General features: G+C 63.4%; 25 protein-coding genes. 10 read left to right on the forward strand and 15 right to left on the reverse strand.

From position 1 onward, the window contains the following. Positions 1-41 precede the first annotated feature (41 nt). On the reverse strand, positions 42-989 hold the full coding sequence (locus tag QXH22_RS22635) for a helix-turn-helix domain-containing protein (RefSeq protein ID WP_306277065.1): 948 nt from the start codon (positions 987-989) through the stop codon (positions 42-44). A gap of 467 nt (positions 990-1,456) precedes the next feature. On the opposite strand from QXH22_RS22635, the gene QXH22_RS22640 reads away from it, so the two are divergent. Then, a complete protein-coding gene (locus QXH22_RS22640; protein WP_306277066.1) occupies positions 1,457-1,846 on the forward strand; it encodes a DUF732 domain-containing protein in 390 nt (129 codons plus the stop codon). A 238-nt stretch (positions 1,847-2,084) separates the two neighbouring features. On the opposite strand, the gene QXH22_RS22645 is transcribed toward QXH22_RS22640, so the two are convergent. After that, complete coding sequence (locus QXH22_RS22645; protein WP_306277067.1) at positions 2,085-3,326, reverse strand: HNH endonuclease signature motif containing protein; 1,242 nt, start codon at positions 3,324-3,326, stop codon at positions 2,085-2,087. A gap of 125 nt (positions 3,327-3,451) precedes the next feature. Beyond that, complete coding sequence (locus QXH22_RS22650) at positions 3,452-3,850, reverse strand: VOC family protein (protein WP_306245639.1); 399 nt, start codon at positions 3,848-3,850, stop codon at positions 3,452-3,454. 573 nt (positions 3,851-4,423) lie between these two features. On the opposite strand from QXH22_RS22650, the gene QXH22_RS22655 reads away from it, so the two are divergent. The 3 genes from QXH22_RS22655 to QXH22_RS22665 all read left to right on the forward strand — a co-directional run bounded on the left by QXH22_RS22655 (position 4,424) and on the right by QXH22_RS22665 (position 6,330). Continuing rightward, a protein-coding gene (locus tag QXH22_RS22655) for an IS3 family transposase (RefSeq protein ID WP_142283724.1) occupies positions 4,424-5,586 on the forward strand; the annotation gives its coding sequence in 2 pieces (ribosomal slippage) (positions 4,424-4,708 and positions 4,711-5,586; 1,161 coding nt in all). Between the two features lie 19 nt (positions 5,587-5,605). Beyond that, a complete protein-coding gene (locus QXH22_RS22660) occupies positions 5,606-6,082 on the forward strand; it encodes a hypothetical protein (RefSeq protein WP_306277068.1) in 477 nt (158 codons plus the stop codon). A gap of 83 nt (positions 6,083-6,165) precedes the next feature. Further along, positions 6,166-6,330, forward strand: a complete 165-nt coding sequence (locus QXH22_RS22665; RefSeq protein ID WP_306277069.1) for a hypothetical protein — start codon at positions 6,166-6,168, stop codon at positions 6,328-6,330. Between the two features lie 150 nt (positions 6,331-6,480). Here QXH22_RS22665 and QXH22_RS22670 read toward each other — a convergent pair whose 3' ends face one another. The 10 genes from QXH22_RS22670 to QXH22_RS22715 all read right to left on the reverse strand — a co-directional run bounded on the left by QXH22_RS22670 (position 6,481) and on the right by QXH22_RS22715 (position 14,039). Next, complete coding sequence (locus QXH22_RS22670) at positions 6,481-6,786, reverse strand: hypothetical protein (RefSeq protein WP_306277070.1); 306 nt, start codon at positions 6,784-6,786, stop codon at positions 6,481-6,483. A gap of 11 nt (positions 6,787-6,797) precedes the next feature. Continuing rightward, positions 6,798-7,631, reverse strand: a complete 834-nt coding sequence (locus QXH22_RS22675) for a phage major capsid protein (RefSeq protein ID WP_306277071.1) — start codon at positions 7,629-7,631, stop codon at positions 6,798-6,800. A gap of 118 nt (positions 7,632-7,749) precedes the next feature. Next, on the reverse strand, positions 7,750-8,166 hold the full coding sequence (locus QXH22_RS22680) for a hypothetical protein (protein WP_306277072.1): 417 nt from the start codon (positions 8,164-8,166) through the stop codon (positions 7,750-7,752). Between the two features lie 6 nt (positions 8,167-8,172). Beyond that, positions 8,173-9,501: a phage portal protein gene (locus QXH22_RS22685; RefSeq protein WP_306277073.1), complete on the reverse strand. Its 1,329-nt coding sequence runs from the start codon at positions 9,499-9,501 to the stop codon at positions 8,173-8,175. Continuing rightward, positions 9,498-10,790: a terminase large subunit domain-containing protein gene (locus QXH22_RS22690; protein WP_306277074.1), complete on the reverse strand. Its 1,293-nt coding sequence runs from the start codon at positions 10,788-10,790 to the stop codon at positions 9,498-9,500. Before QXH22_RS22690 ends, QXH22_RS22685 begins: the two co-directional genes overlap by 4 nt. A 916-nt stretch (positions 10,791-11,706) precedes the next feature. Continuing rightward, positions 11,707-12,048: a hypothetical protein gene (locus tag QXH22_RS22695; protein ID WP_306277075.1), complete on the reverse strand. Its 342-nt coding sequence runs from the start codon at positions 12,046-12,048 to the stop codon at positions 11,707-11,709. Next, on the reverse strand, positions 12,045-12,473 hold the full coding sequence (locus tag QXH22_RS22700; protein WP_306277076.1) for a hypothetical protein: 429 nt from the start codon (positions 12,471-12,473) through the stop codon (positions 12,045-12,047). Before QXH22_RS22700 ends, QXH22_RS22695 begins: the two co-directional genes overlap by 4 nt. Positions 12,474-12,565: 92 nt before the next feature. After that, on the reverse strand, positions 12,566-12,814 hold the full coding sequence (locus QXH22_RS22705) for a hypothetical protein (RefSeq protein ID WP_306277077.1): 249 nt from the start codon (positions 12,812-12,814) through the stop codon (positions 12,566-12,568). A gap of 117 nt (positions 12,815-12,931) precedes the next feature. Then, positions 12,932-13,246 carry a hypothetical protein gene (locus QXH22_RS22710; protein ID WP_306277078.1) on the reverse strand — a complete coding sequence of 105 codons (315 nt, stop codon included), beginning with the start codon at positions 13,244-13,246 and terminating at the stop codon, positions 12,932-12,934. Next, the gene (locus QXH22_RS22715) at positions 13,227-14,039 is read right to left on the reverse strand and encodes a hypothetical protein (RefSeq protein ID WP_306277079.1); all 813 of its coding nucleotides are present in this window, start codon (positions 14,037-14,039) and stop codon (positions 13,227-13,229) included. Before QXH22_RS22715 ends, QXH22_RS22710 begins: the two co-directional genes overlap by 20 nt. A 446-nt stretch (positions 14,040-14,485) precedes the next feature. Between QXH22_RS22715 and QXH22_RS22720 the strand changes: the two genes are divergently transcribed. Next, entirely contained in the window at positions 14,486-14,674 is a 189-nt protein-coding gene (locus tag QXH22_RS22720) for an AlpA family transcriptional regulator (protein ID WP_306277080.1), read from the forward strand. A 28-nt stretch (positions 14,675-14,702) separates the two neighbouring features. Further along, complete coding sequence (locus tag QXH22_RS22725) at positions 14,703-15,872, forward strand: site-specific integrase (protein WP_306277081.1); 1,170 nt, start codon at positions 14,703-14,705, stop codon at positions 15,870-15,872. Positions 15,873-15,892: 20 nt separating this feature from the next. On the opposite strand, the gene ychF is transcribed toward QXH22_RS22725, so the two are convergent. Next, a complete protein-coding gene (gene ychF / locus QXH22_RS22730; RefSeq protein WP_306277082.1) occupies positions 15,893-16,966 on the reverse strand; it encodes a redox-regulated ATPase YchF in 1,074 nt (357 codons plus the stop codon). An 84-nt stretch (positions 16,967-17,050) separates the two neighbouring features. Between ychF and QXH22_RS22735 the strand changes: the two genes are divergently transcribed. Next, entirely contained in the window at positions 17,051-18,307 is a 1,257-nt protein-coding gene (locus QXH22_RS22735) for a DUF6542 domain-containing protein (protein WP_306245641.1), read from the forward strand. Positions 18,308-18,312: 5 nt separating this feature from the next. On the opposite strand, the gene QXH22_RS22740 is transcribed toward QXH22_RS22735, so the two are convergent. Next, positions 18,313-19,326 (reverse strand): 4-hydroxy-3-methylbut-2-enyl diphosphate reductase, encoded by a 1,014-nt coding sequence (locus tag QXH22_RS22740; protein ID WP_306245642.1) that lies wholly within the window; start codon positions 19,324-19,326, stop codon positions 18,313-18,315. Between the two features lie 89 nt (positions 19,327-19,415). Between QXH22_RS22740 and QXH22_RS22745 the strand changes: the two genes are divergently transcribed. Genes QXH22_RS22745 through QXH22_RS22755 form a run of 3 tightly spaced genes read left to right on the forward strand, consistent with a single transcriptional unit; the run spans position 19,416 to position 21,509 of the window. Continuing rightward, complete coding sequence (locus QXH22_RS22745) at positions 19,416-20,027, forward strand: lipid droplet-associated protein (RefSeq protein ID WP_306277083.1); 612 nt, start codon at positions 19,416-19,418, stop codon at positions 20,025-20,027. After that, the gene (xseA, locus tag QXH22_RS22750; protein ID WP_306245644.1) at positions 20,024-21,274 is read left to right on the forward strand and encodes an exodeoxyribonuclease VII large subunit; all 1,251 of its coding nucleotides are present in this window, start codon (positions 20,024-20,026) and stop codon (positions 21,272-21,274) included. The genes QXH22_RS22745 and xseA overlap by 4 nt, the downstream gene beginning before the upstream one ends. Then, positions 21,264-21,509, forward strand: coding sequence for an exodeoxyribonuclease VII small subunit (locus tag QXH22_RS22755; RefSeq protein WP_306245645.1), 246 nt, complete (start codon positions 21,264-21,266; stop codon positions 21,507-21,509). The genes xseA and QXH22_RS22755 overlap by 11 nt, the downstream gene beginning before the upstream one ends. The last annotated feature ends 26 nt before the right edge of the window (positions 21,510-21,535 follow it).

Raw genomic sequence — 21,535 nt, forward strand, 5'->3', positions numbered from 1 at the left:
CCTTTCACTGTAGTGAACCCGGGGATCGCGCGGCGTGGTCGCTAGCGACGAAGCGTGACTTGCGGGCTCTCCCCGTACTCGCGGCGGTAGGAGGCAGCGAAGCGACCGAGATGGGCGAAGCCCCACCGGGCGGCGACCGCGCTCACGGTGCACGTTTCACTGCTGGCTTCAAGAAGCTCGAGGTGTGCATGATGCAGGCGGACCCGGCGCAGGTACTCCGTTGGTGTGCAGTCACGGTGCTTGCGGAACATGTACTGCAGCGCCCGGGGCGTGATGCAGGCGGCACGCGCGATGTCGACCAGCGAAATGTCGTTGTGTGCGTTGTCGTCGATGAACGTGATCGCGCGCCGCAGCAGGACCGGCGTCGAGTCGTGGCGGTCTTCGATTGTCGGCTCGAGCACCGCGGTGTGCGGAAACGTCGCCAACATGCTCGCCGCGAGAAATCGCCGCACCGCACCGACGATCAGCAGGCTCTGCGCGACGTGCGAGTCCGCGGCGACGTCATTGCAGACATGGTCGACGGCATGGACGAGAAACCGGTTGGCCTCAGGCGTCACCGCGGCATTCGCGGTGAGTCGAACGGGTGCGCCATCGTGGGAGGCGATGTTGGAAGCAACTTCTCCGAGCGCACTCCGGGCGATGGACACCAGAACGTAGTGGCAGTACGAGACCGTGCCGAACATCGGCAGTGCCTCGAGGGCGCCGGCCGCGGCCACCTCGCCGGGACCGAACAACCTGGGCTCGAGGCCCGGTTGATCCACCGACATTGCCCCGGAGTAGACCCGTCCGAGCAGGATCGTGTCCAACGGCTCCATCTGGTAGGTCACGTCGAGGCCGAAGTTGACATCGTCCACGAGCGTCGAACACAGCTGAGAACGCGTGATCCGGGCATGCACGTTGGTCTCATCGGCGGGACGTACCAGTCGCACATGCGAATAGCTGGCAGTTACCGCGTGTTCGACTTCACCGAGGTCGCTTGTGTCGACCACCACGGAGCTCATCTGCGATAACCGGTCAAGCGGTATGGTTGTGCGCCCCGTAAAGCCGTCGGCGCCGGCGTTAGCCAGCACTCGGCGGTCTGTTGCATTGGCCCATAGTATCCACCGCAGTCAATCGCCGGTGGCTCGTTCGCGGCGCGGGCGGGGCGCAGTTGCGGGACTACGTCGCTGCAGCAACGGGTTTCACCCAAGCGCACGTCGGATTTCGGCGTCGTTTAGCTCGGCAGCAACCTGCTCGGGCTCCGCTTGTTCCGCCTTGCAATCGCTTTCCTCAGTAGCGCACCGACCAAGCCCGCCCGAAGCGTCGGCGCGGTCCCCGTAGACCACCGCTGATCTGAAGCGCCGCGGGACAAAAGCGATGGATCTGCCGGCAGGGCCGTGCTCCGGTAAAATCCCAGGAAATCGTGTTGCGCCTGCGGGTCGTCGGGCGTACGGAGTCAACCAGGGAGGGGCACGCCATGCTGGCGAGAGCCATCGCGTTGTTAGTCCTTTCCGTCGGGTTCGCCGCACCGGCCTCCGCGGACTCCACCGACGACGCGTTCATCATGAACCTCAACACCTCCGGCATGAATTTCGGAGCTCCCGACAAGGCCATCCAGGTGGCAAAAACGGTGGTCTGCGGCTCGCTCAAGGACAACCCCAGCACCACCAACGCAGAGCTGACCACCAAGGTCACCAACGCAACGAACTGGCCGGCTCTCAACGCCGCCTACTTCACCGGTGCCGCGATTCAGGCCTACTGCCCGCAGTACGGCTCCCTCACCCCGCCCAGTGTGCCCAGCAAGGTTCCCACCGCCCCCAGCACGGCTCCGCCGGCACCGTCGACGTCTCCCGTTCAGAGCGCGTAGGCGCGTCAATCTCGCTGCCTCCGAACCTGATTCAGAGGGCGAGGGTTCTCGGCGACGATCGCATAGCGGCCAGGTGGCCCTCCGCCGAGACACCCGGCGGGCGTCGTCGTCTTGCTTTCGTCTGAGCAGGCTGGGGCCCGACAGCACTTCGTGACGCCAACGGCTGCATGCACTTACCAGCGAGAGATCACCCACCGGCCGGCACAGTTGGCCGCCCTGGCGCGCACCAGAATTCACCCTAGCTATTGGTGGGCGGCGGTTTGGGTTCGAAGGGGGTGTACCACTTCCATTGGGCGCGTTCGCCACTGGGCCCGCGGTAGGGCGGGACCTGGGGTGGGGCGCTGGTGGGTGGGCGGGCCAGGGACCCGGGGCGCAGGACGTCGCCGTCGCGGTCGGTCACGGTCAGATGCTCGGCGTCACCGGAGATCGTGATCTCCCCGCGGTGATGCAACCGGTGGTGATACGGGCAGACCAAGATCAGATTGAACAGCTCGGTGGGGCCGCCGTTCTCCCAGTGCCGGATGTGATGAGCGTGCAGGCCGCGGGTCGCCCCACAACCGGGCACCGCGCAACAGCGGTCGCGGTGCTCCAGCGCACGGCGCAACCGCCGGTTGACCGTGCGAGTCGTCCGCCCGGCCCCGATCGGCCGGCCCTCGCGCTCGAACCACACCTCACAGGTGGCATCACAACTCAGGTACTGGCGCTGGCCCTCACTCAACAACGGGCCCAGGTGCAGCGCGCCCACGGGCTTGTCGACATCGACGTGCACCACCACCGTGGTGTGCGCGGCGTGCGGACGCGCGGCAGCCTCGGCATCCCAACCCGCCTCCACCAGCCGCAAGAACGCATCCAGCGTGTCCGGCATCGGCGGCGCCGACTCCGACTCACCGCTTTCGGCGCGGTCACTCTTCCATTCGGCGACCAAGGCCTCCCGATGCGCGCCCAGCGCCGCCTCAAACGTCGCCGCCTCGGTGGGCGGCAACGTGATCCGCCAGCACGTGGACTCCTCGGTGGCGGTCTTGACGATCGCCGGCTGCCGGCGCGGATCAGGCTTAGGGCGCGGCTCACACTTGATCGCGGTCCGCAGCTGATTGACCGAGGCATGCCTAGCCAACTGCTCATAATGAGCATCCGAGCCGTCCCCGGCCCGCGCCGCGATCACCCCCACCTGATCCAGCGACAACCGCCCCTCCCGCAAACCCGCCACACACCGCGGAAACTCCGCCACCCGATGCGCCACCGCCGTCACCGTCTGCGCGTTCGCCGGCGAGCACCCCAGCTTCCACGCCACCACCGCCGCCACCGACCGCGCCCCCGTCATCCCACACAACCCGTCACGATCCAACTCCGCGACGATCTCCACAATCCGCCCATCAATCGCGTTGCGCTGCCCCGCCAACTCCGCCAACTCCTCAAACAACACATCCACACGCTTCACCGCAGGCCTCTGAAAAGAGCCCGCCAAGGCAGTCACCGACATAACCCCATCCTCCCAGCGGGGTACGACAAACAGCCCGCCGCCGAATCGCGGCCGTCGCCAATTACCAAGCTGGACAACGTATTCACCGCTTCATGCCACCAGCGGACCGCTGGCAACGTTCGGTGTCACATCCCGAACTTGGCGCGCGCCGCATCAGTCACCGGGGTGAAAAGGTTGACGAGATTTCCGTCGGGATCCCTGAACAACAGCGCACGGTTTCCCCACGGCATCGTCGTCGGTTCGGTGACCAACTCGGAGATCTGCCCGCGAAGCCGCTCGTACTCGGCGTCGACGTCGTCGACGATGAACTCGACGATCGCGCTCCGGTTGGCCGCCGGCTCGGCAGATCCCTGCCCGAATAAGGGAACGGTCTTGTCACTACCGATAGCCAGCGCTGCGACGGGTGTCGGAATTTCCGCGAAGAGTTCGTTGCCCCAGATGGCGGTGACGCCGGTGACCATCTCATAGAAGGCGACCATTCGTTTCACATCGGCAGTGATGACGCGGATCGAAACCAATCTCATGGGACCTCTACTCACGGACGCCACCGGATAACCGGCGGATGGGCTCAATGAGCTGAACGCTAGTTACACACCCCGACAAGCCGGTCCACGTCACATCTTCACCAGCCGGCTCAGACGTTGAACCGGAACGTCCAACTGTGCGTTTGCTGGTATTGGCTAATCCGTGAAATCGTGGACAAACAAGCTCCTACCAGCGCTTATCCGCGTATGCCCATTCTTTCCCAACGGAACCAACTGCGGACCGGCTGCGGACCAGCGAGACCGGTTCCCGCGCACCCAAAGGGCCTCGTGTCCTTGCGAGTGTCACAACAGGCCGTGGCGTAACCTCGGGCGCGTGCGGCGCGAGCGGAAGTGGCAAGTCGAGTCCTCCGACTACATCAAGGTGGCTCAGCGGCTAGAGGCTGTGATCCTTGCAAGTGCCAACTCTATGACTCCCGAGTCCAAAATGACTTCGGAATATTCTGTAGAAACCGCCACCGACAAGGTTGAAGGTAGAGGCCGGAGGGTCTGCTGCACGAATAGGTGACATCTGAGTTGGCTTGCCCAGCATGGGCGGGCTGGAAGGATGTCCCCATGGCAAGGCCCTACCCCCGCGAGTTCCGCGACGACGTCGTCCGGGTCGCTCGCAACCGCGATGACGGTGTAACGATCGAGCAGATCGCCACCGATTTCGGAGTGCACCCGATGACGCTGCAGAAATGGCTCCGTCAGGCCGACATCGACGAAGGCACCAAGCCCGGCAAGAGCGCCAGCGAGTCCGGTGAGCTGCGCGAAGCCCGACGGCGGATCAAACTGCTAGAGCAAGAGAACGAGGTGCTGCGCCGGGCCGCAGCGTATTTATCGCAGGCCAATCTGCCGGGAAAAGGGTCTACCCGCTCGTGAAAGAGCTCGCCGCCGACGGGATCCCCGTCGCGGTGACGTGCCGGGTACTCAAGCTCTCCCGCCAACCGTATTACCGCTGGCTGGCCGACCCCATCACCGAGGCCGAACTCATCGAGGCCTACCGCGCCAATGCGCTGTTCGACGCGCACGCAGACGATCCGGAGTTCGGCTACCGCTACCTCGTGGAGGAGGCGCGCGATGCCGGCGAGCCGATGGCCGAGCGCACCGCATGGCGGATCTGCTCGCAGAATCGACTGTGGAGCGTGTTTGGTAAGAAACGCGGCAAGAACGGCAAAGTCGGGCCGCCGGTGCACGACGATCTTGTCGAGCGTGACTTCACCGCTGAAGGGCCAAATCAGTTGTGGCTCAGTGACATCACTGAGCACCGCACCGGTGAGGGCAAGCTCTACCTCTGTGCGATTAAGGACGTGTTCTCCAACCGGATCGTCGGCTACAGCATCGACTCCCGAATGAAGTCACAACTGGCCATCCGGGCACTACACAGCGCGGTAGCCCGACGCGGAGATGTCGCGGGGTGCATTCTGCACTCGGATCGCGGATCTCAGTTCCGGTCAAGGAAATTCGTACACGCCTTGAATCAACACGAGATGGTCGGCTCTATGGGCCGTGTCGGAGCCGCCGGCGACAACGCCGCCATCGAGAGCTTCTTTAGCCTGCTGCAGAAGAACGTGCTCGACCGCCGCCGCTGGGACACCCGAGAACAACTCCGCATCGCGATCGTCACCTGGATCGAGCGCACCTACCACCGGCGCCGCCGCCAGTCCGGCCTCGGGCGGTTGACCCCGATCGAATTCGAAGCAATCATGACCACACCGGCCAGTCAGGCCGCGTGACCGAAACTGTCACCTGATCGTGCAGCAGACCCGGATCGAGGATGTACAGGCACACTTGCCAAATGCTTCCATCGAGCGTGCCTCGTGGTACTACAAGCCAAAGAACGTCGGTGATGACGGATACTGGTTCACGCTGCATCTCAGTGACCGCTACGGTACGGAGCACATATCCGCGAATCTCGCGATAGCTGCCCCTGAGGGCGCGGCTGGCTCCGGCTTTATCGAGCAGACATTTAACCGAATTAGCGCTGAGGTTGCTCGGCAAGATGCCCATGGCTGGAATGCCGGGCCCGTGCAGCAAGATAATGCTGCACAGACTTCATACTCCGCCATCGCCCCGCATAGCTCAACACTCCCCGCTCCCCGTCCCGGTCGTTGGCACCTGATCACCAATCAGCCCTTGGGCGTCCAAATCGTAGGCGGCCTTATTGCCACGCTGGGCGGTGCGGGCATCCTTGGGTTGATAGCGTTCATAGTTCACCACTTCGCGCGGTGAAGTAACGAAACTTGTTGCAGCTCTGTATAATAGCGCACAATCAAGTAGTTGACACCCGTACCCGGCAGGCCGATGATGCGCGTATGGAACTAGCTGCGCTGGCCTACCTCGCCGACCACCTGGACCCCGATATGGCGTGGATTCCCCGCGCCGTGCTCAACGGCAGACAACCAACCCAACAAGACGTGCAAGCTCTGCATGACCGGCTGGCCGATGTGGTGGGACTGGACGAACAGTACGGTGCGTAAACACATCTAGCCCCGGTGGGATCACCACCGAGGCTAGATGCTTGCGAATCGAACCCCCCACGAACTAGGTAAGGGCTTCTTATCAGGGTGCCCCCGACACAGGGGTCGGGGCTTTCTTCCCGGCCTGACACCGGGAAGTCAATTCAGTTGTTAGAGAGCCATCACGCGGTAACGGTTCAACGTTTCCCGTTCACCGATGGACCACCCGACCCAACCTCCGCGATAGTCCACGACGATCTGTCCCATCTGTTCGCGCACCGGCAGACCGGATGGGTTGCGGAGCAACCTTGCGGTGGCCGTGACGATCACCGAAGCGATTTCGCCGTTCGGGTCACCATCGGTGAACCCGACCCCACGGGTGTAGGCGTGCGCGATATTGGTGATGACCGACAACGCCTGTGCGACTTGGGCATCGGGTGGGTTGGTACCCAACAAGGTAACCACGTCGGTCACCATTGGCGCAGCCATTACTCAGCGTCGTACAAGCGGACCACGCCAGCGGGGTTCGCGAAGCCCCACGACACACGGGCGGTAGCACGGATCTGGATTCCGTCGTAGTCGAATGCGGCCTGTTCAGCCTTCACGATCTTGGTTCCGGTCCGCTGAGCCACAATGACCTGTGACGCGTCCACCGCCCAAGCGTTGCCCGATGCCACGTCGGTGGACACCAGCAACTTGAGGCCAGCCAGCGAAACGCCATCGGCAACGTTGTCGAGCAAGCCCTTAAAGGAGTCCTCGGTTTCCTTGGCCTTCGCCAACGTCAACGCCACGTCAGGGGCAAGGATGATGTGCGACAGTTCGGCACCGTCCGCCAAAGCGTCGTGCTTGGCCTGGTGGATCGGGTCGAGTGAATCCCACGTGATTGTGCCGGTGTCCACCACGTTGTACGACGCCGACAGCGACAACAGGCCGGACGGTCCATTGCTGGTCGTGTTGGCGAAGAATGCCGCGTCGATCTTCTTGGCGATGGAACGGGCAAGGCTGCGGCCGATGACTTCGGCTACTGCCGGGTTGGTGTCCTCTGCGGCCTCGTTGCTGGTTTGGGTGAGTCCGGCGACTTTCTTTGGTGTGATGACCAGTTCGTTGTTCGATGGGTCGGCTAGTGAGATTTGGGTGTTCTCCGCGTACCAACCCACGGAAGGGTCGGCGGTCAGCATCGGGAAGCGGATGGTTTCGCTGCCGGTGGAGATGACGGTTCCCGCTTGGAATGCAATCGACTTCTCTGCGATCACCAGATCAATGAGTTTGCCGTAGTCCTCGGGTGTCCACGCGGCGGCGAGATTGGAGTTCAGTACTGCCATTGAATGAAATGCCTTGATAGATAGACGGTTTGATTAGGGGTCACCGCCAGGGTGTAGAGGGGTGGGCACCTGGCCCGAAGCTGTCGCCGCCGGGGCGTTTAGCTACCCTAAGTATAACTTATGGTTGGCGCAGGAATGCCGAAAAGTCCAGCGGGATAGACCTATTGCCGCGCGCGCCCTGCCCGATGTCGCCCTTGGGTGCGCGGGAACGCAGGTGCGGTTTGTGGGTGAGCAGAGCATCTATGGCCGCGTTCATTGCTTCGGTGTCGTCCAGCAAGTCGGGGTTGAACGGGAAATCGTGGGGGTCGGCCAGCTTGCCGTTGGCGCGGGCAAGCTCGGTGTGCAGCCGGTGCGCTAGTTCGTCGGCGCGGGCCTCTGCCGTCTTGAGGCGGTCACGGAGGTTTCTGGCTTCGCGGCGCACCTTCGCCAGGGTGTCCTCGGCCGGGTCGCTCTCTACGTCGGCCGGGTCAATGGTGTGGGCTGTATCAGCGTCGGTGTCAGGTAAATCGGTGGCGGGAATCTCAGCGTCGTTCACGTGTCATCATTTCTCGGCCTCAGAGCGATTCTGAGGCACGTTTCGGGGTGGGTTGGTTGGATTGCCTTCGGCGTCGATCTGGGCCATCTCGGCGGCAATCTCGTCGTCGGTCATGCCCAATCGCCGCAGGGTGGTAGCGCGGCTGATAATCCCGGCCGCGTGCAGCTTCACGGCGGCATCGGCCTCTTGCGCTGCCGAACGGGTGGCGGCATCGGACCAATGGACACGCAGCGGGATCGACTCGGGGAGCAACCCGGTGTCCAGTGCGATCAGCAGTCGACCCACCTGTTCAAACGCTCGGCCGAATCGGAGTTGCTTGGATTCGGCGCGGGCGGTCAGAGAAGCCTCTGACGCTCTGAGTGCGTCGGCCGATGTGGGTTGCGCCGCCAGGACCCCGAGATAGTGACTTGGAAGCGCACTGATGGCCATGATTTTGGAGGTCAGGACACGAACCACCGTCTCGAAACCGCCGAGGGTGGGTTCATCGAAGCTGCCGAACTTGGTTTCCGGCTGCTCAGCGATAGCCCACGGAATCGTGGCCTGTTCATCGAACGGGCTCACCGTGTCAATGACGGGTTCCCCATCCCCGTCCAACACCGGGTTCCCCTGGTCGTCTAGGCGGGGTTTCTCGGCCAGAGTGATACCGGAGACCCACCGCCGGCCGAACCCGGCCGCGTGGCTCGCCAGCACCATGTCCAGCGTGACCTTGGTCAGGGAGTCGACAATGGAGCGGAGGTCTTCGATCTCGCTTCGGCCGTTGTCAACGGGGACCATCGGCACGACACCGAGGTTGTGTTCGATGGTGTCCACCGCGACGAACCCCGACACCGCCGACCCGGTAGTGGGTGCGCGCCAGTGCTCCACCCGGTCAGGCAGATAGACATATGCCTCGGTGGTGTCCTTGGTGCTGTAACGCTTGACCGCTGCGACCACCGTTCGGTCGGCCGGGTCACGTAGTACCGCGACTTCGCGGGGGGACTCCACAGAGGCCACCGGCCGCCCGGCCCTAGTCCAGCACAGGACGAATCCGATGCCGTAGGTCAGTGCGTCGGTCATGGCGTCGGGTGCAAGCTGGTCAAGCTCGGCGTCAAGAAATAGCTTCCATGCCCGAGGGTCGCTGAAACCAGAAACCCTTAGCCGCTCCACCAGTGAGGACACGGCAAGGGCCGGAATATTGATCGCCATACGGCATAGCCGGTTGTCGAGAGCCTTGCGCTGCTCTGCGGTCAGCAGGGTTAAGGGTTGGGTGCCGGTGGCGTACCGCTCAAGTTCGGCATACATGCCCTGTCGGGAATCAAGCTCGGCGAGAAGCTCGGCGAGAATATCGGAAGTCATCGGGAAGTAATCACTCTGTAAGTCTTGGGTTTACGGGTGCCGTACCACGTACACCGTGAATGGCACATGACAAGGGCAGCGGCGGCGTCGACTTTCCTGCCCCGGCGGGAAGCTTTGGAGATGCGACAGCCCCGTGAATCCCGCACCGCCACAGCGTTACCCACGTGCGCGGCTAGCCGGGGGTCGCCGGAATGTGTGAGGTTGCCGTTCACCGCCGCGTTGTACAGGTCGGTGGTGGCCGCGACCAGACGTGTGGGCGACCATGGGAACTCCGCCACCGTCAACCCTTCGGATTCGAGTAGCTGTAATGTGCGGGAATAGCCCCACGGGTCGGCCACCAGTTCAACCACAAGGAACCTGTTGCGGGCCTGCCGAATACATTCCTCTACGTCAGCTATGGGAACCTTAAACGTCTCGTCTCCGGTGGGTTTCTCCCACATTTCCAACACGTCGAAATGGGGTTCCTCGGCGACGGTGCCGATGACCAGCGCGGTGGAGTCATCGGAGTGCGAACCGTCCAGAGCTATGCAGACTCGCGAACCGGCTGGGATCTTCTTGCCGGTGGACCGGGAAGCCCATACGCCATCGGGGAGAAATTCTCCGATGGTGTCGTTAACCAGTTGGCACAAGCGGGCACGCCGAAATGTGTTCTCGCGGGCGGTCTTTACGAACCGCACCGAATCCTCAGCCAGGAAGTCACCTAGCGCGGGATTCGCCAGCCTAATGCAATGTTCGCAGTCAGGCGGGTGGTGCTGAAAAGCGTTGGCGGAGAACTCTCTCCACACCACGTACTCGTCACCAAGCTCGGCGTGCATATCCCGCAGGTCGGTCAACACCGAATCAGTCGGGTCCGGTGGCGGCGTGCCAATGGCAATCAGGCTCGACACCGGCCGTTTCCCCTGCGCCAGGGTCAGAACCTCGTACGTCTCGCGTGCCACCCGGCCCGCCTCGTCCAGCAACGCCAGCGTGTAATCCAACCCTTCTAGCGCGGCCGGTTCCGCCGGTAAAGTCTCTAACGTGGCATCACGAGCCGGGATGAACAGCCGATCCTTACCAACTTGGCAGCGCGACAACAACTCTGGCGAGAGCTGGACCATGCGGCGGGCGGTGTCAAAAATGTGGTGCGCCTGGTCTTTTGAGAACGCGACGATAACCACCCTCGCCGAATCTCCACCGCAGAACAGCTCCCAGATAGCAAGTGCAGCAAGCAAACTGGATTTTCCATTGCCGCGCGGCAACATGAAGCCCGCAGTACGGGGACGTATCGGCCGGTCCAGCACCGATGCCACTAAATCACTTTGCCACGAACGCAACCGGAAAGCCTGATGCGCACCGAAACCCTTTGTGACCACTAGGAACTCACGGCAGAACTGGTCGAACTGTTCTGACGGTAAACCGTTGGGAATAAAGGGAATTGGCGATGGGTCAACGCGCGCCTTGGGTCCTGCTCTAATTTCTCAAGCTCTATCGAAAAGGTATGCGCTACTTAATGATTCGCGAATTCAACACTCGCATTTCCCGGGTGAAGAATGGCGTATTTGCTGGAAAGAATGGCTAATTCGCAATACGAATAAGGTAATTAGGTAAGGTAATTAATTGTGGACGGCGACCGGGACGGGTCGAGTTGTGGTCGCGTTTGCTGGGTACCCCCCGGGGGTGTTGGACAGGATGGGTGGCGGGTGGGTGAGATGCGTTGTTGTGCAATGTGATTCAGCGCGATTCAGTGTTGTTGTGTTGCAACGTTTTTGCTGACATGAGCTTATTGCTATGCAACACATTTGACATACCCGCAGGTTGCGGGTGGTGTGCGCGGCACTCATGGTGGTTTGCTGGATTTGTGTTTCCTGTGTACCGCCGAGATAGCATTGCGCCGGGTTTGTCAAGCCCACTGTTTCGGTGGCCGTACGGGGGGTTTGCTGCGGTTGCATTCACCGCATAGGGGGACGAATAGGCCCGCCGCGACGTGTTTGAGGGTTGGGCGTTTACCGTCTGCAATAAGCTGCCAACCAGATTCCGTATGGTGTAGCTGTAAGTCGTTGGTGGAAAAGCACTCCGAACACCACGGCTGGAGCCGGCGGGCGGCACGGCTCAATTTGTCCCAGTGCCAACCGTATCCGCGTTCGGTGGGTGATGGTTTGTTCGATCTATGTGTGGGACAGCGGGATTCGCCTGATAGCTCACCGCAGGTCAGGCACGGCTTGAGCATTACATCACCAATTCCGTTGTGATGAAATAGTATCCGAGATTGGAAAGGTTGATTGGATGGTCCATATCCCATTGGCGGTCGCCAATTGCCCGGTATGTTCTTGTGCCGCTGACGATTCGATCTTTGTCGTGGGCTTTTACCGCGCTGGACCGCGGGAGCCACCACCCGGCTTCCGATTTCGACGCTTCGCCGAATTCTCCGATTGAGTCGTACCGGATGGTCGGCCCGGTGGCTGGTTGGTAGAGAGCGTTGGAGATAGTGCCGACCAGAGTTTCGGTCTTGTCGCCGAACTTGTCGCGGGTACCTCGGTAGATCGAAACCGTTTCGCCGGTGATATTCACTGGATCACTGTCTTTAGATCGTCCAGCGCGCGGACCATCGGCACGGTGTAGATGTTGGGCATGTTCCGCTCGGTGTAGATAGCCCGCAGGGTGTATGTGCGTGCACGCATAGCCGGTGGTCCGACCATCGGTATGTCGAGAGAGTCGAAATACAGCTGTGGTCTGTTGTTTGGCATGACCGGCCAGCCGATCTCACCGATGGTGACCGCGCCTTCGGGCATGATCGGGAACGCCGTAATTGCCCGTCTGATGTCGTCTGACGTGGAGTAGTACGAGATGCCGCACTGGCACGCTAGGCCGGGTGCTGGGTGGCGTGGACAATGTGCGACGGCCATACCGTCGTCGGGCAGCGGGTTGCCCGCGAACGGGGAGAGCAGTCTGCCATCGTCCCCGACGTTCCAGAATCGGTAGCCGAGATTGCTCAACTGCTTCGGCCCTGATTTGCGTTCTGCGGGCCGAAATCAGGTGCCGCATGAAAATGTATGCGGCGGGGCCGGAACGTGTCTCGGCGTGGCACTCACGCCCCGTTCTCCCGTTGCGCAGCCCTGATCTGATCGGCTATAGCGCCTATCCGTGGTGACTTGACCGCCGTGGCGAACAGGGTCGCAAGGTAGTTGGTCATCTCCGGGGAAAACGCCAGGACGTACCGGCCGCGCTCGGGATCGCTGAACTGGAGCGACACCGCGTCACCGTCCCGATAGGGATGGTAGGACACCACAAGGGTCTTCGGGTCGGGCTGCAGCAGGGTTGGTCTATCCGTTGTCATTGATCCATTCCCTCTGCATTGCAACCCATTCGGCGTTACGGCACGTGACGCAGAGAAGCCGGGCCGTTAGTCCACGGGGGAGATACCGGCCGCAATCTGGGCACCTGTCCGATTCGTTCAAGCGGCGTCGATCTCCGTAAGCTCAAGCAGTCGCGCCAGGATCAACCTCCGGCCCAACTCCGCATCGGTTTGCCGCCAGAAATTTGCAGCGGCCATCGCGGTCTGACACGACAACTCCCACCGCTCGGCGCGGATGCCGGAATCGTTCGCCACCGCCAGAACCTGCAAGGCGCGCTCGGCCGGATCATCTTCGAGGAATGCCAGTAGCAGACGGTGCGCCAGGACCTCCGTGTGCCTGATGAACAGTCTGCGGCGCTCAGCCAGCGCGGGATCGGTGTTGAAGCGGGGTTCGTCAGAATGCAGTGTCTGCACTAACCGGCTCCTTGGTGCAATTCGGGCAAATCTCGGTCAGCCTGTCGCGTGGAGCTGCGAAGGCAATGAAGTTGCCGCAGCGACACGGCATACCGGGTGATCCCTTGGCGTCATACTGCTGCCCACAGTTCTGGCATCCGTCGCCCCGGTAGGGCTTACTGCAATTGGCGCACAGCGGGTAGGGCCGCGACCCACTCTGCTGCTCACGCAGCAAACGACGGTCGTCTTCGGACACCTCGAACTCCGGGGGTCCATCGAATGGGTCGGGTGGATCGTCCACGGTGGCGTTCTTGCGCTCCACGTAACGGCGTTGGGACTCAGCGTGCCTGGCACGCTTCTCCTCAGCCTTCGCCGCCAACTCAGCGGATCTGATCCTCTTGGCTTTCTTGGCCGCATTCGCGTTCGCGCTCCTGCCTGCGCTGGCCTGCAAGAATTCATGCGTGGTCTGGGGCGTGGAGAACTCGACACACCACCTGTCACCGCCAGGTCTTACAGCTGTAACAGGTTGATCCATTTGGATCACCCCGACCGGCCAAACCAGCCCGGCCGACTCCAAGACAGTCAGGGTTTCCTCGGTGAGGCCGGGGACGCGGGCCAGGGCCTCGGCGCGCGGAAACTCGCCGTCCACGAACTCGCTGCCGGTAGTGGCGGTTAACCTCATCGCGTACATCTGCAACAGGAAATACAGGGCGGCGGGTGAATCAATGCCGGGGAGATTGCGGACGCGCTCGTCGGCGGCGACATCGGTGAAGTTGAAATCGGTATTCACCCGGTTGGTGTTGATGCGGGTCAAGGCTTTATGAGCTCCGTGAAAAATCAAACGCTACTGCTTTGAGCATAGCATGCGGATCGAACGTGTGTGCGACAGGGCGATGGTCGTGTCCCGGCCCCTTAGTTGGGGAATTGCTCTAATTCCTTCCCCCTCCCTTAACCTTCACCTATCCCTTTACCTATCCCTATACCTAGCGATGGTTTACCCTACTTGATCTGGCATTATGATCGACAACTGATGTGCCAATGATTGAGAAAAACGAGGACCCGAAAAGGACAAAGAGGCTTCTAAGTTTCTGTTCCAGCGCTCTTGGAGTCTACCGAGTTCCCCAACGAGTGCATTCGCATGTTCGTGTGCAGCCTAAAATGTAATACTAAGTTGCTCTAAGTTTCGTAATAGCGCACAGTTTTTCTTGCTTGGCGTGCCTGCACCCTGCTGCCGGTAGTGTCGGGCTAGATTCGGTGAGCGTGGAACATTTCGATACGCAACAACTGTCCGATTACTTAGGGACACCCGTGCCAACTCTCCGGTGGTGGCGTCACCAGAACAAAGGACCGAAATCTTTCCGGTTGGGTCGGCGGGTGGTCTACTCCCGCGACGACGTGGACCAGTGGGTACGGGACCAACGCGCCGCCACAGTCCGGGGCGACGGGTAGGGATTGACGTACAACCTACGATTTCAGCATGACCAGCAAACGCCTACCCTCCGCCATTGGCTACGTCGAGGACCGCTGGCACGACCGCGACGGCAACCCCAAACCCCGCCGGGGAACCGGCAAGCAGTACCGGGCCCGCTGGGTGAACGACGATGGGCGGGAGTGTTCGGCCAGCTTCGCTAGTGAGCGTGCCGCCAAGCAACACCTCAAGTCGGTTGCCCGGGGCGAATACGCAAACCGCAACGGCCGCATCACATTCAGCGAATTCTACGACCAGTGGTCCCCTGATCAGCCATGGACGGCGGGCACCGTCAAAGCCATGAACCTAGCTGCCGGAACGGTCACCTTCGGCAACATCGAACTAGAGCGGCTACGCCCCTCGCATATCCAATCATGGATAAAAGCTATGCAGGAAAGGGAATTAGAGCCGAGCACGATCCGCACCCGCTTCGGCAACGTACGGTCAGTGATTCGTGCGGCGGTGGCTGATCGGGCCATCCCGTTCGACGTGACACTGAACGTTCGACTCCCCCGCCTCAATCGGCCGGAGGGTACCGACGACGATGGGCTAATGATCCCCGACGCTGGCGAGGTCGGCGCACTACTCCGGAAATCCCCCGAAAAGTTCACAGCGTTCATCGGCCTGTGCGCCTTCGCGGGCCTTCGCTTAGGTGAGGCTGCGGCACTCAAGGTCTCCGATATCGACTTCATTCGCAAGGAAATCCGCGTGGACCGGCAAGTCCAGCGCGTCAACGGAAAGCAAGTGGAGATCCGGCCACCCAAGTACGGCAGCAACCGGACCGTGTACGCACCCGAAGGGCTGATTCAACTTCTCAGCGAACATGTCCGGGTCCAGGTACCCGGCGACGATCCAAACCGCTGGCTATTCCCCGGCGAGGGTGAACACCCGCTACACCAGAATTCCGTTGGGTACCTGTGGCGTAAGGCGAAGGCGTCGGCAGGAGTGGATTACCGGCTTCATGATCTTCGGCATTTTTTCGCGTCGGGCCTGATCGCCGAGGGGTGCGACGTGGTGACGGTCCAGCGGGCAATGGGCCACAAATCCCCTACCGTCACCCTCGCGACTTACGCGCACCGCTGGCCGAACGCAGAGGACCGGACCCGGAAGGCTGCGGCGGCGATGTTCGCCGATGCGCTGGCAACCGCTGCGGACCCAGCGCGGACCGATAGCGGTTAGACCAGCGTTAACCTGCATGTTTAAACGTTGAACCGGAATTCCACCACGTCCCCGTCGGCCATCACGTAGTCCTTGCCTTCCATCCGGACCTTGCCGGCCGCCTTGGCCGCCGCCATCGACCCGGCCGCGATGAGGTCGTCGTAGGAGACGATCTCGGCCTTGATGAAGCCCTTCTCGAAGTCCGTGTGGATCACGCCGGCCGCCTTGGGCGCGGTGTCGCCCTGGTGAATCGTCCAGGCGCGCGCCTCCTTCGGGCCCGCGGTCAGGTAGGTCTGCAGCTTCAACGTATGAAATCCGGCGCGCGCCAACGCATCCAGGCCGCGCTCGGTCTGGCCGATGGACTCCAGCAGTTCCGCCGCGGACTCGTCGTCGAGTTCGATGAGCTCGGATTCGATTGCGGCATCCAGGAACACGGCATCCGCGGGTGCGACGAGCTCGCGTAACTCGGCGATGCGTGCGGCATCGGTCAACACCGACTCGTCGGCGTTGAACACGTACAGAAACGGCTTGGTGGTCAGCAGGTTCAGCTCGCGCAGCAAAGATGTGTCCACCTGCGCAGCAAACAGCGTCTTGCCGCTGTCGAGGATCTGCTGTGCCGCGACGGCGGCCTCGTGCACCGGTTTGCGCTCCTTGTTGGTGCGCGCTTCCTTCTCCAGCCTGGGCAGGGCGCGCTCCAGCGTTTGCAGGTCCGCCAGGATTAGCTCGGTCTCCACGATCTCGATGTCGGAGCGGGGGTCGACCTTGCCGGAGACATGCGTCACATCGTCGTCGGCGAACACCCGCACCACCTGACAGATCGCGTCGCATTCGCGGATATGGGCGAGGAACTTGTTGCCCAGTCCGGCGCCCTCCGACGCCCCTTTGACCAGCCCGGCGATGTCGGTGAAGGTCACCGGCGCCGGCACGACGCGAGCAGATCCGAAAAGCTCTGCCAGCTTGTCCAGGCGCGGATCCGGCAGCGAGACCACACCCTCGTTGGGTTCGATCGTTGCGAACGGATAGTTGGCCGCCAACACGTTGTTGCGGGTCAGCGCATTGAACAAGGTCGATTTTCCGACGTTGGGCAGACCCACGATTCCCAGGCTTAGGCTCACGGGAAACCAAGTTTAGGGGGCACGCCAGCGATCGCTGTCCAGCGATATACGGGCCTTTGGCCGGACAGCCGGTACGGTCATTATGTGTCAGCGCAGCGGGAGAGAGCGGCGGTGGAGGCAAGCCACCGCTCCATCGTGCCCAGCATCCCAGGTGTGCCGTGGTGGGCGGCGGTTCTCATCGCCGTTGGAGCAACGGCTTTGGGGTACGCGTTCGACGCCGGCCACAAGGAGCTGACCCACACTTTCGCCAGCCTGTACATCGCCGGCTGCGTGGCGGCCGTCCTGGCGGTACGGCAGGCGGCCGTGTTCACCGCGGTCATCCAGCCGCCACTGATCCTGTTCTGCACCGTGCCCGGCGCTTACTGGCTGTTCCACGGCGGCAAGGTGGACAAATTCAAGGACCTGTTGATCAACTGCGGTTATCCGCTCATCGAGCGCTTCCCGCTGATGCTGGGCACCGCAGGATTCATCCTGCTGATCGGCCTGATCCGCTGGTACCTGGGCAAGAACAGCCGGACCGCCGTCGAAGGCGCGGATGCGGCGACGAAAGACACCCCGGCGGATCGGCCGCCCTTGCTCAGCGGGTTCGTCGCCAAACTGAGCTCACTGTTGGCCGGCGACTCCTACGACGACCCCGACGCGGACGCGGCGCCGGCCCACTCGAAAGGCCGCGCCGCCCGCACCAGCCGGACCACCCGGAGCACCAGCCGCTCGGCGCAGCGCCCGGCCCGCACCCGGTCGCGGCACGCACGACCGGAGGACGCCTACGAACCGGGCGGGGAACGTCCGCGCCGCAGTAGCCGCAGGAGCACGGTTCCGCCTGCCGACACCACCGAGTACGACCGGTCCGACGTGCCGCCGCGGCCGCGTCGCCGGCGCCCGGACGGCGATTCGGACCTGGGGGCACACCCGCCCCGGGAAATGCGCCGCGAGCCGCACCCGCGGCGCAGCCCCTATGAGCGGCCGCGCTCGACCGAAAGGCCGACTGAGCGGTCCTACGAGCGGCCTGAGCCCCGCAGCAGCCGGTTCAACCCGTACGAAAGCTACGAACGGCCCCAGCCCTCCCAGCCCTCCGAACGTGGTGAGCGCCGCAGCCGCCACGAGCGCCGCGGGAGCGGCTACGAGCCCTACCCGCCCTATGAGCCGCCGTACGAGTCGCGCAGCAGGCGCACCAACGGGTCTAACGGCGCCAATCCGACGCACCACCCGATTTCCCAGGTTCGCTACCGCGGCGAGGCTCCGCGCAGCGAACCGCGCGACGAACGCCGTGACGAACCGCGTTCGGACCGCCGGAGCCGGCCGCGCACGCCGCGCCGCCCGCAGCCGGAGTCCTGGGAGTAGGTCGGCTACGCGCGCGGCCGGGCCGGCCGGATTTCCCGGGGCAGCGCGAACACCAGCGTCTCGTTGGCCGTCGTCACCGGCTGCACCATGTCGTAGCCGTACTCGGCCAACCGCTCCAGCACTCCGCTGACCAGCACTTCGGGTACCGACGCCCCGGACGTCACGCCGACGGTGGTGACGCCGTCCAGCCAGGCCGGGTCGATGTCGTCAGCCCAGTCCACCAGGTGCGCCGCGCGCGACCCCGCATTCAGCGCCACTTCGACCAGGCGCACCGAGTTCGACGAGTTACGGGACCCGACGACGATCACCAGCTCGCATTCGGGCGCCATCGCCTTGACCGCGACCTGGCGGTTCTGCGTCGCGTAGCAGATGTCGTCACTGGGCGGATCCTGCATTTTGGGGAAACGCTGCCGCAGCCGCTCGACGATCTCCATGGTCTCGTCGACCGACAGGGTGGTCTGGGAGAGCCACACCACCTTGTCCTCGTCACGGATGGTGACCTTGTCGACGGCCTCGACACCGTCGACCAACTGCACATGGTCGGGAGCTTCCCCGGCCGTGCCGACGACCTCCTCGTGACCCTCGTGACCGATCAACAGGATGTCGTAGTCGGCACGGGCGAAGCGCTTGGCCTCGTTGTGCACCTTGGTGACCAGTGGGCAGGTGGCGTCGATGGTCTGCAGGTTGCGTTCGGCAGCGGCCTCGTAGACCGTCGGGGCGACGCCGTGCGCGGAGAAGACGACGATGGCGCCCTCCGGGACCTGGTCGGTCTCCTCGACGAAGACCGCGCCCGCCCTGGCCAGCGTGTCCACCACATGCCGGTTGTGCACGATCTCGTGCCGCACGTAGACGGGAGCGCCGTGCTTCTCCAGCGCACGCTCCACCGTCTCCACGGCCCGGTCCACCCCCGCGCAGTAGCCGCGTGGCTCGGCCAGCAGCACCCGCTTGCGATCCGGCGTGCCCTCGGAAGCCACCGAACTCACCGCACCGGGAATCCCCATGTCAATAGTCGGCGCCATGCCCATCAGGGTACGTTCCACCGACACGGATCCGCTATTTCATGGCCGCCAGCTTGGAGTTAGCCGCTGCTTGAGGCAGGCTGGGACGCATGGCTACTGCACCGTACGGGGTTCGGCTGCTCGTCGGCGCGGCAACAGTCGCCGTCGAGGAGACGATGCGGCTCCCGCGAACCATCCTGATGTACCCGATGACGCTGGCCAGCCAGGCGGCGCACCTGGTGATGCGTTTTCAGCAGAACCTCGCCGAGCTGGTCATCAAGGGTGACACGACACTGGAGAACATCTTCCCGCCCAAGGACGAGCAACCCGAGTGGGCCACCTTCGACGAGGATCTGGAAGTTATCGACGGCGGCGCCGGCGGGTTCTCGAGCCTTCCGGTTGACGGCGTCGAGGAACGCCGCGCCGAGGGCCGGTTCGCGTTGTACTCGGTGTCCGACACCGCCGAGTCCGGCTCCCCGGATGCCCCGACCCAACCGGTCTCGACGCGCCAGAAGTCGGCCGCGGCGGCTAGCGTCCCGGCACCCGCGGTAGCTAACGAACTCGACTACCCCCAGCTCACTCTGGCGCAGTTGCGCGCCCGCCTGCAGTCGCTGGATGTCGCCGACCTCGAAGCCCTGCTGGCTTACGAGCAGGCCACCAAGGCCCGCGCACCGTTCCAGACGCTGCTCGCCAACAGGATCACCCGCGCGACCGCGAAGTGAGCGGCGCCGTCGCTAACTCGGCTGAGAATCCGTTCCCGGTTCGCGCGGTCGCCATCCGGGTGGCGGGCTGGATCGACAAGCTGGGCACGGTCTGGGTGGAGGGCCAACTGGCCCAGATCAACATGCGGCCCAACTCCGGCACCGTATTCATGGTGTTGCGCGACCCGGCGGCCGATATGTCCCTCACCGTCACGTGTTCGCGTGATCTGGTGCTCAACGCGCCGGTGCGTCTGACCGAGGGCACCCAGGTGGTGGTCTGCGGTAAGCCGTCCTTCTATACCGGCCGCGGCACATTCTCGTTGCGGCTCAGCGAAATTCGCGCCGTCGGTGTGGGTGAGCTGCTGGCCCGCATCGAGCGGTTACGCCGGCTGCTGGACGCCGAGGGTTTGTTCGACCCCCGACTCAAGCGCCCGATCCCGTTCCTGCCCAACATGATCGGGTTGATCACCAGCCGGGCCAGCCACGCCGAGCGCGATGTCACGACGGTGGCCGAAGCACGCTGGCCCGCAGTGCGATTCGCGATCCGCCACGCCGCCGTGCAGGGGGTGAACGCCGTCGCGCAGGTCGTCGAGGCGCTGCGCGAACTCGACGGGCACCCCGAGGTCGACGTGATCGTGATCGCCCGTGGCGGCGGCAGCGTGGAGGACCTGCTGCCGTTCTCCGACGAGACCCTGTGCCGGGCAATCTCGGCCTGTCGCACACCGGTGATCAGCGCCGTGGGGCACGAGCCGGACAATCCGCTCTGCGATCTGGTGGCCGACTTGCGCGCCGCCACCCCGACCGACGCGGCGAAGAAGGTGGTCCCCGATACCTCGGCCGAACAACGCCTGATTGCCGACCTGCGCCGGCGCAATGCCCAGGCGCTGCGCAACTGGGTGTCCCGGGAGGAGCGGTCGCTGGCCCAGTTGCGCAGCCGTCCGGTGCTGGCCGACCCGCTGCGGATGGTCACCAGCCGCAGCGACGAGGTGCACCGTGCCCGAACCGCGCTGCGCCGCGACATCAACCGCATGGTCGCGGTGGAGACCGAGCGGGTCGGCCACCTGAGCGCGCGGCTGTCCACCCTGGGCCCGGCGGCCACTCTGGCCCGCGGCTATGCCGTGGTCCAGGTCCTGTCCGAAGACCCGTCACACGAGGACGGGCAGATCCTGCGTTCCGTCGACGACGCGCCGGCCGGCACCAGGCTGCGGGTGCGGGTCGCCGACGGCGCCGTCACCGCGGTGAGTGAAGGGCGTTCCGATGGTTCCTGACGACCAGCAGAAGGCGTCGCCGATTACGCCTATTAGTCAGCTTGGCTATGAAAATTGCCGAGATGAGCTAATCGAAGTGGTGCGACTTCTCGAGCAGGGCGGGCTCGATCTCGACGCGTCGCTGAAGCTCTGGGAAAGGGGCGAGCAACTAGCCAAACGGTGCGAAGAGCACTTAGCTGGCGCCCGCCAACGCATCACCGACGCCCTGGCCTCCGGCGACGCCGCGGAAAGCTGACGTCAGCAAAACTCGTCCGCTAACTT

Origin of the sequence: Mycobacterium sp. TY814 (genome assembly GCF_030755175.1) — a bacterium.
GTDB lineage: Bacteria > Actinomycetota > Actinomycetes > Mycobacteriales > Mycobacteriaceae > Mycobacterium.

Excerpts from the sequence above, each read along its gene's own strand:
- QXH22_RS22650 (WP_306245639.1), bottom strand. The coding sequence starts at position 3,850 with ATGAGATTGGTTTCGATCCGCGTCATCACTGCCGATGTGAAACGAATG.
- QXH22_RS22685 (WP_306277073.1), bottom strand. The coding sequence starts at position 9,501 with ATGACTTCCGATATTCTCGCCGAGCTTCTCGCCGAGCTTGATTCCCGA.
- QXH22_RS22740 (WP_306245642.1), bottom strand. The coding sequence starts at position 19,326 with ATGGCGCCGACTATTGACATGGGGATTCCCGGTGCGGTGAGTTCGGTG.
- QXH22_RS22725 (WP_306277081.1), top strand. The coding sequence starts at position 14,703 with ATGACCAGCAAACGCCTACCCTCCGCCATTGGCTACGTCGAGGACCGC.
- QXH22_RS22665 (WP_306277069.1), top strand. The coding sequence starts at position 6,166 with ATGGAACTAGCTGCGCTGGCCTACCTCGCCGACCACCTGGACCCCGAT.
- QXH22_RS22640 (WP_306277066.1), top strand. The coding sequence starts at position 1,457 with ATGCTGGCGAGAGCCATCGCGTTGTTAGTCCTTTCCGTCGGGTTCGCC.
- QXH22_RS22675 (WP_306277071.1), bottom strand. The coding sequence starts at position 7,631 with ATGGCAGTACTGAACTCCAATCTCGCCGCCGCGTGGACACCCGAGGAC.
- QXH22_RS22755 (WP_306245645.1), top strand. The coding sequence starts at position 21,264 with ATGGTTCCTGACGACCAGCAGAAGGCGTCGCCGATTACGCCTATTAGT.
- QXH22_RS22705 (WP_306277077.1), bottom strand. The coding sequence starts at position 12,814 with ATGACAACGGATAGACCAACCCTGCTGCAGCCCGACCCGAAGACCCTT.
- QXH22_RS22745 (WP_306277083.1), top strand. The coding sequence starts at position 19,416 with ATGGCTACTGCACCGTACGGGGTTCGGCTGCTCGTCGGCGCGGCAACA.
- QXH22_RS22645 (WP_306277067.1), bottom strand. The coding sequence starts at position 3,326 with ATGTCGGTGACTGCCTTGGCGGGCTCTTTTCAGAGGCCTGCGGTGAAG.
- QXH22_RS22670 (WP_306277070.1), bottom strand. The coding sequence starts at position 6,786 with ATGGTGACCGACGTGGTTACCTTGTTGGGTACCAACCCACCCGATGCC.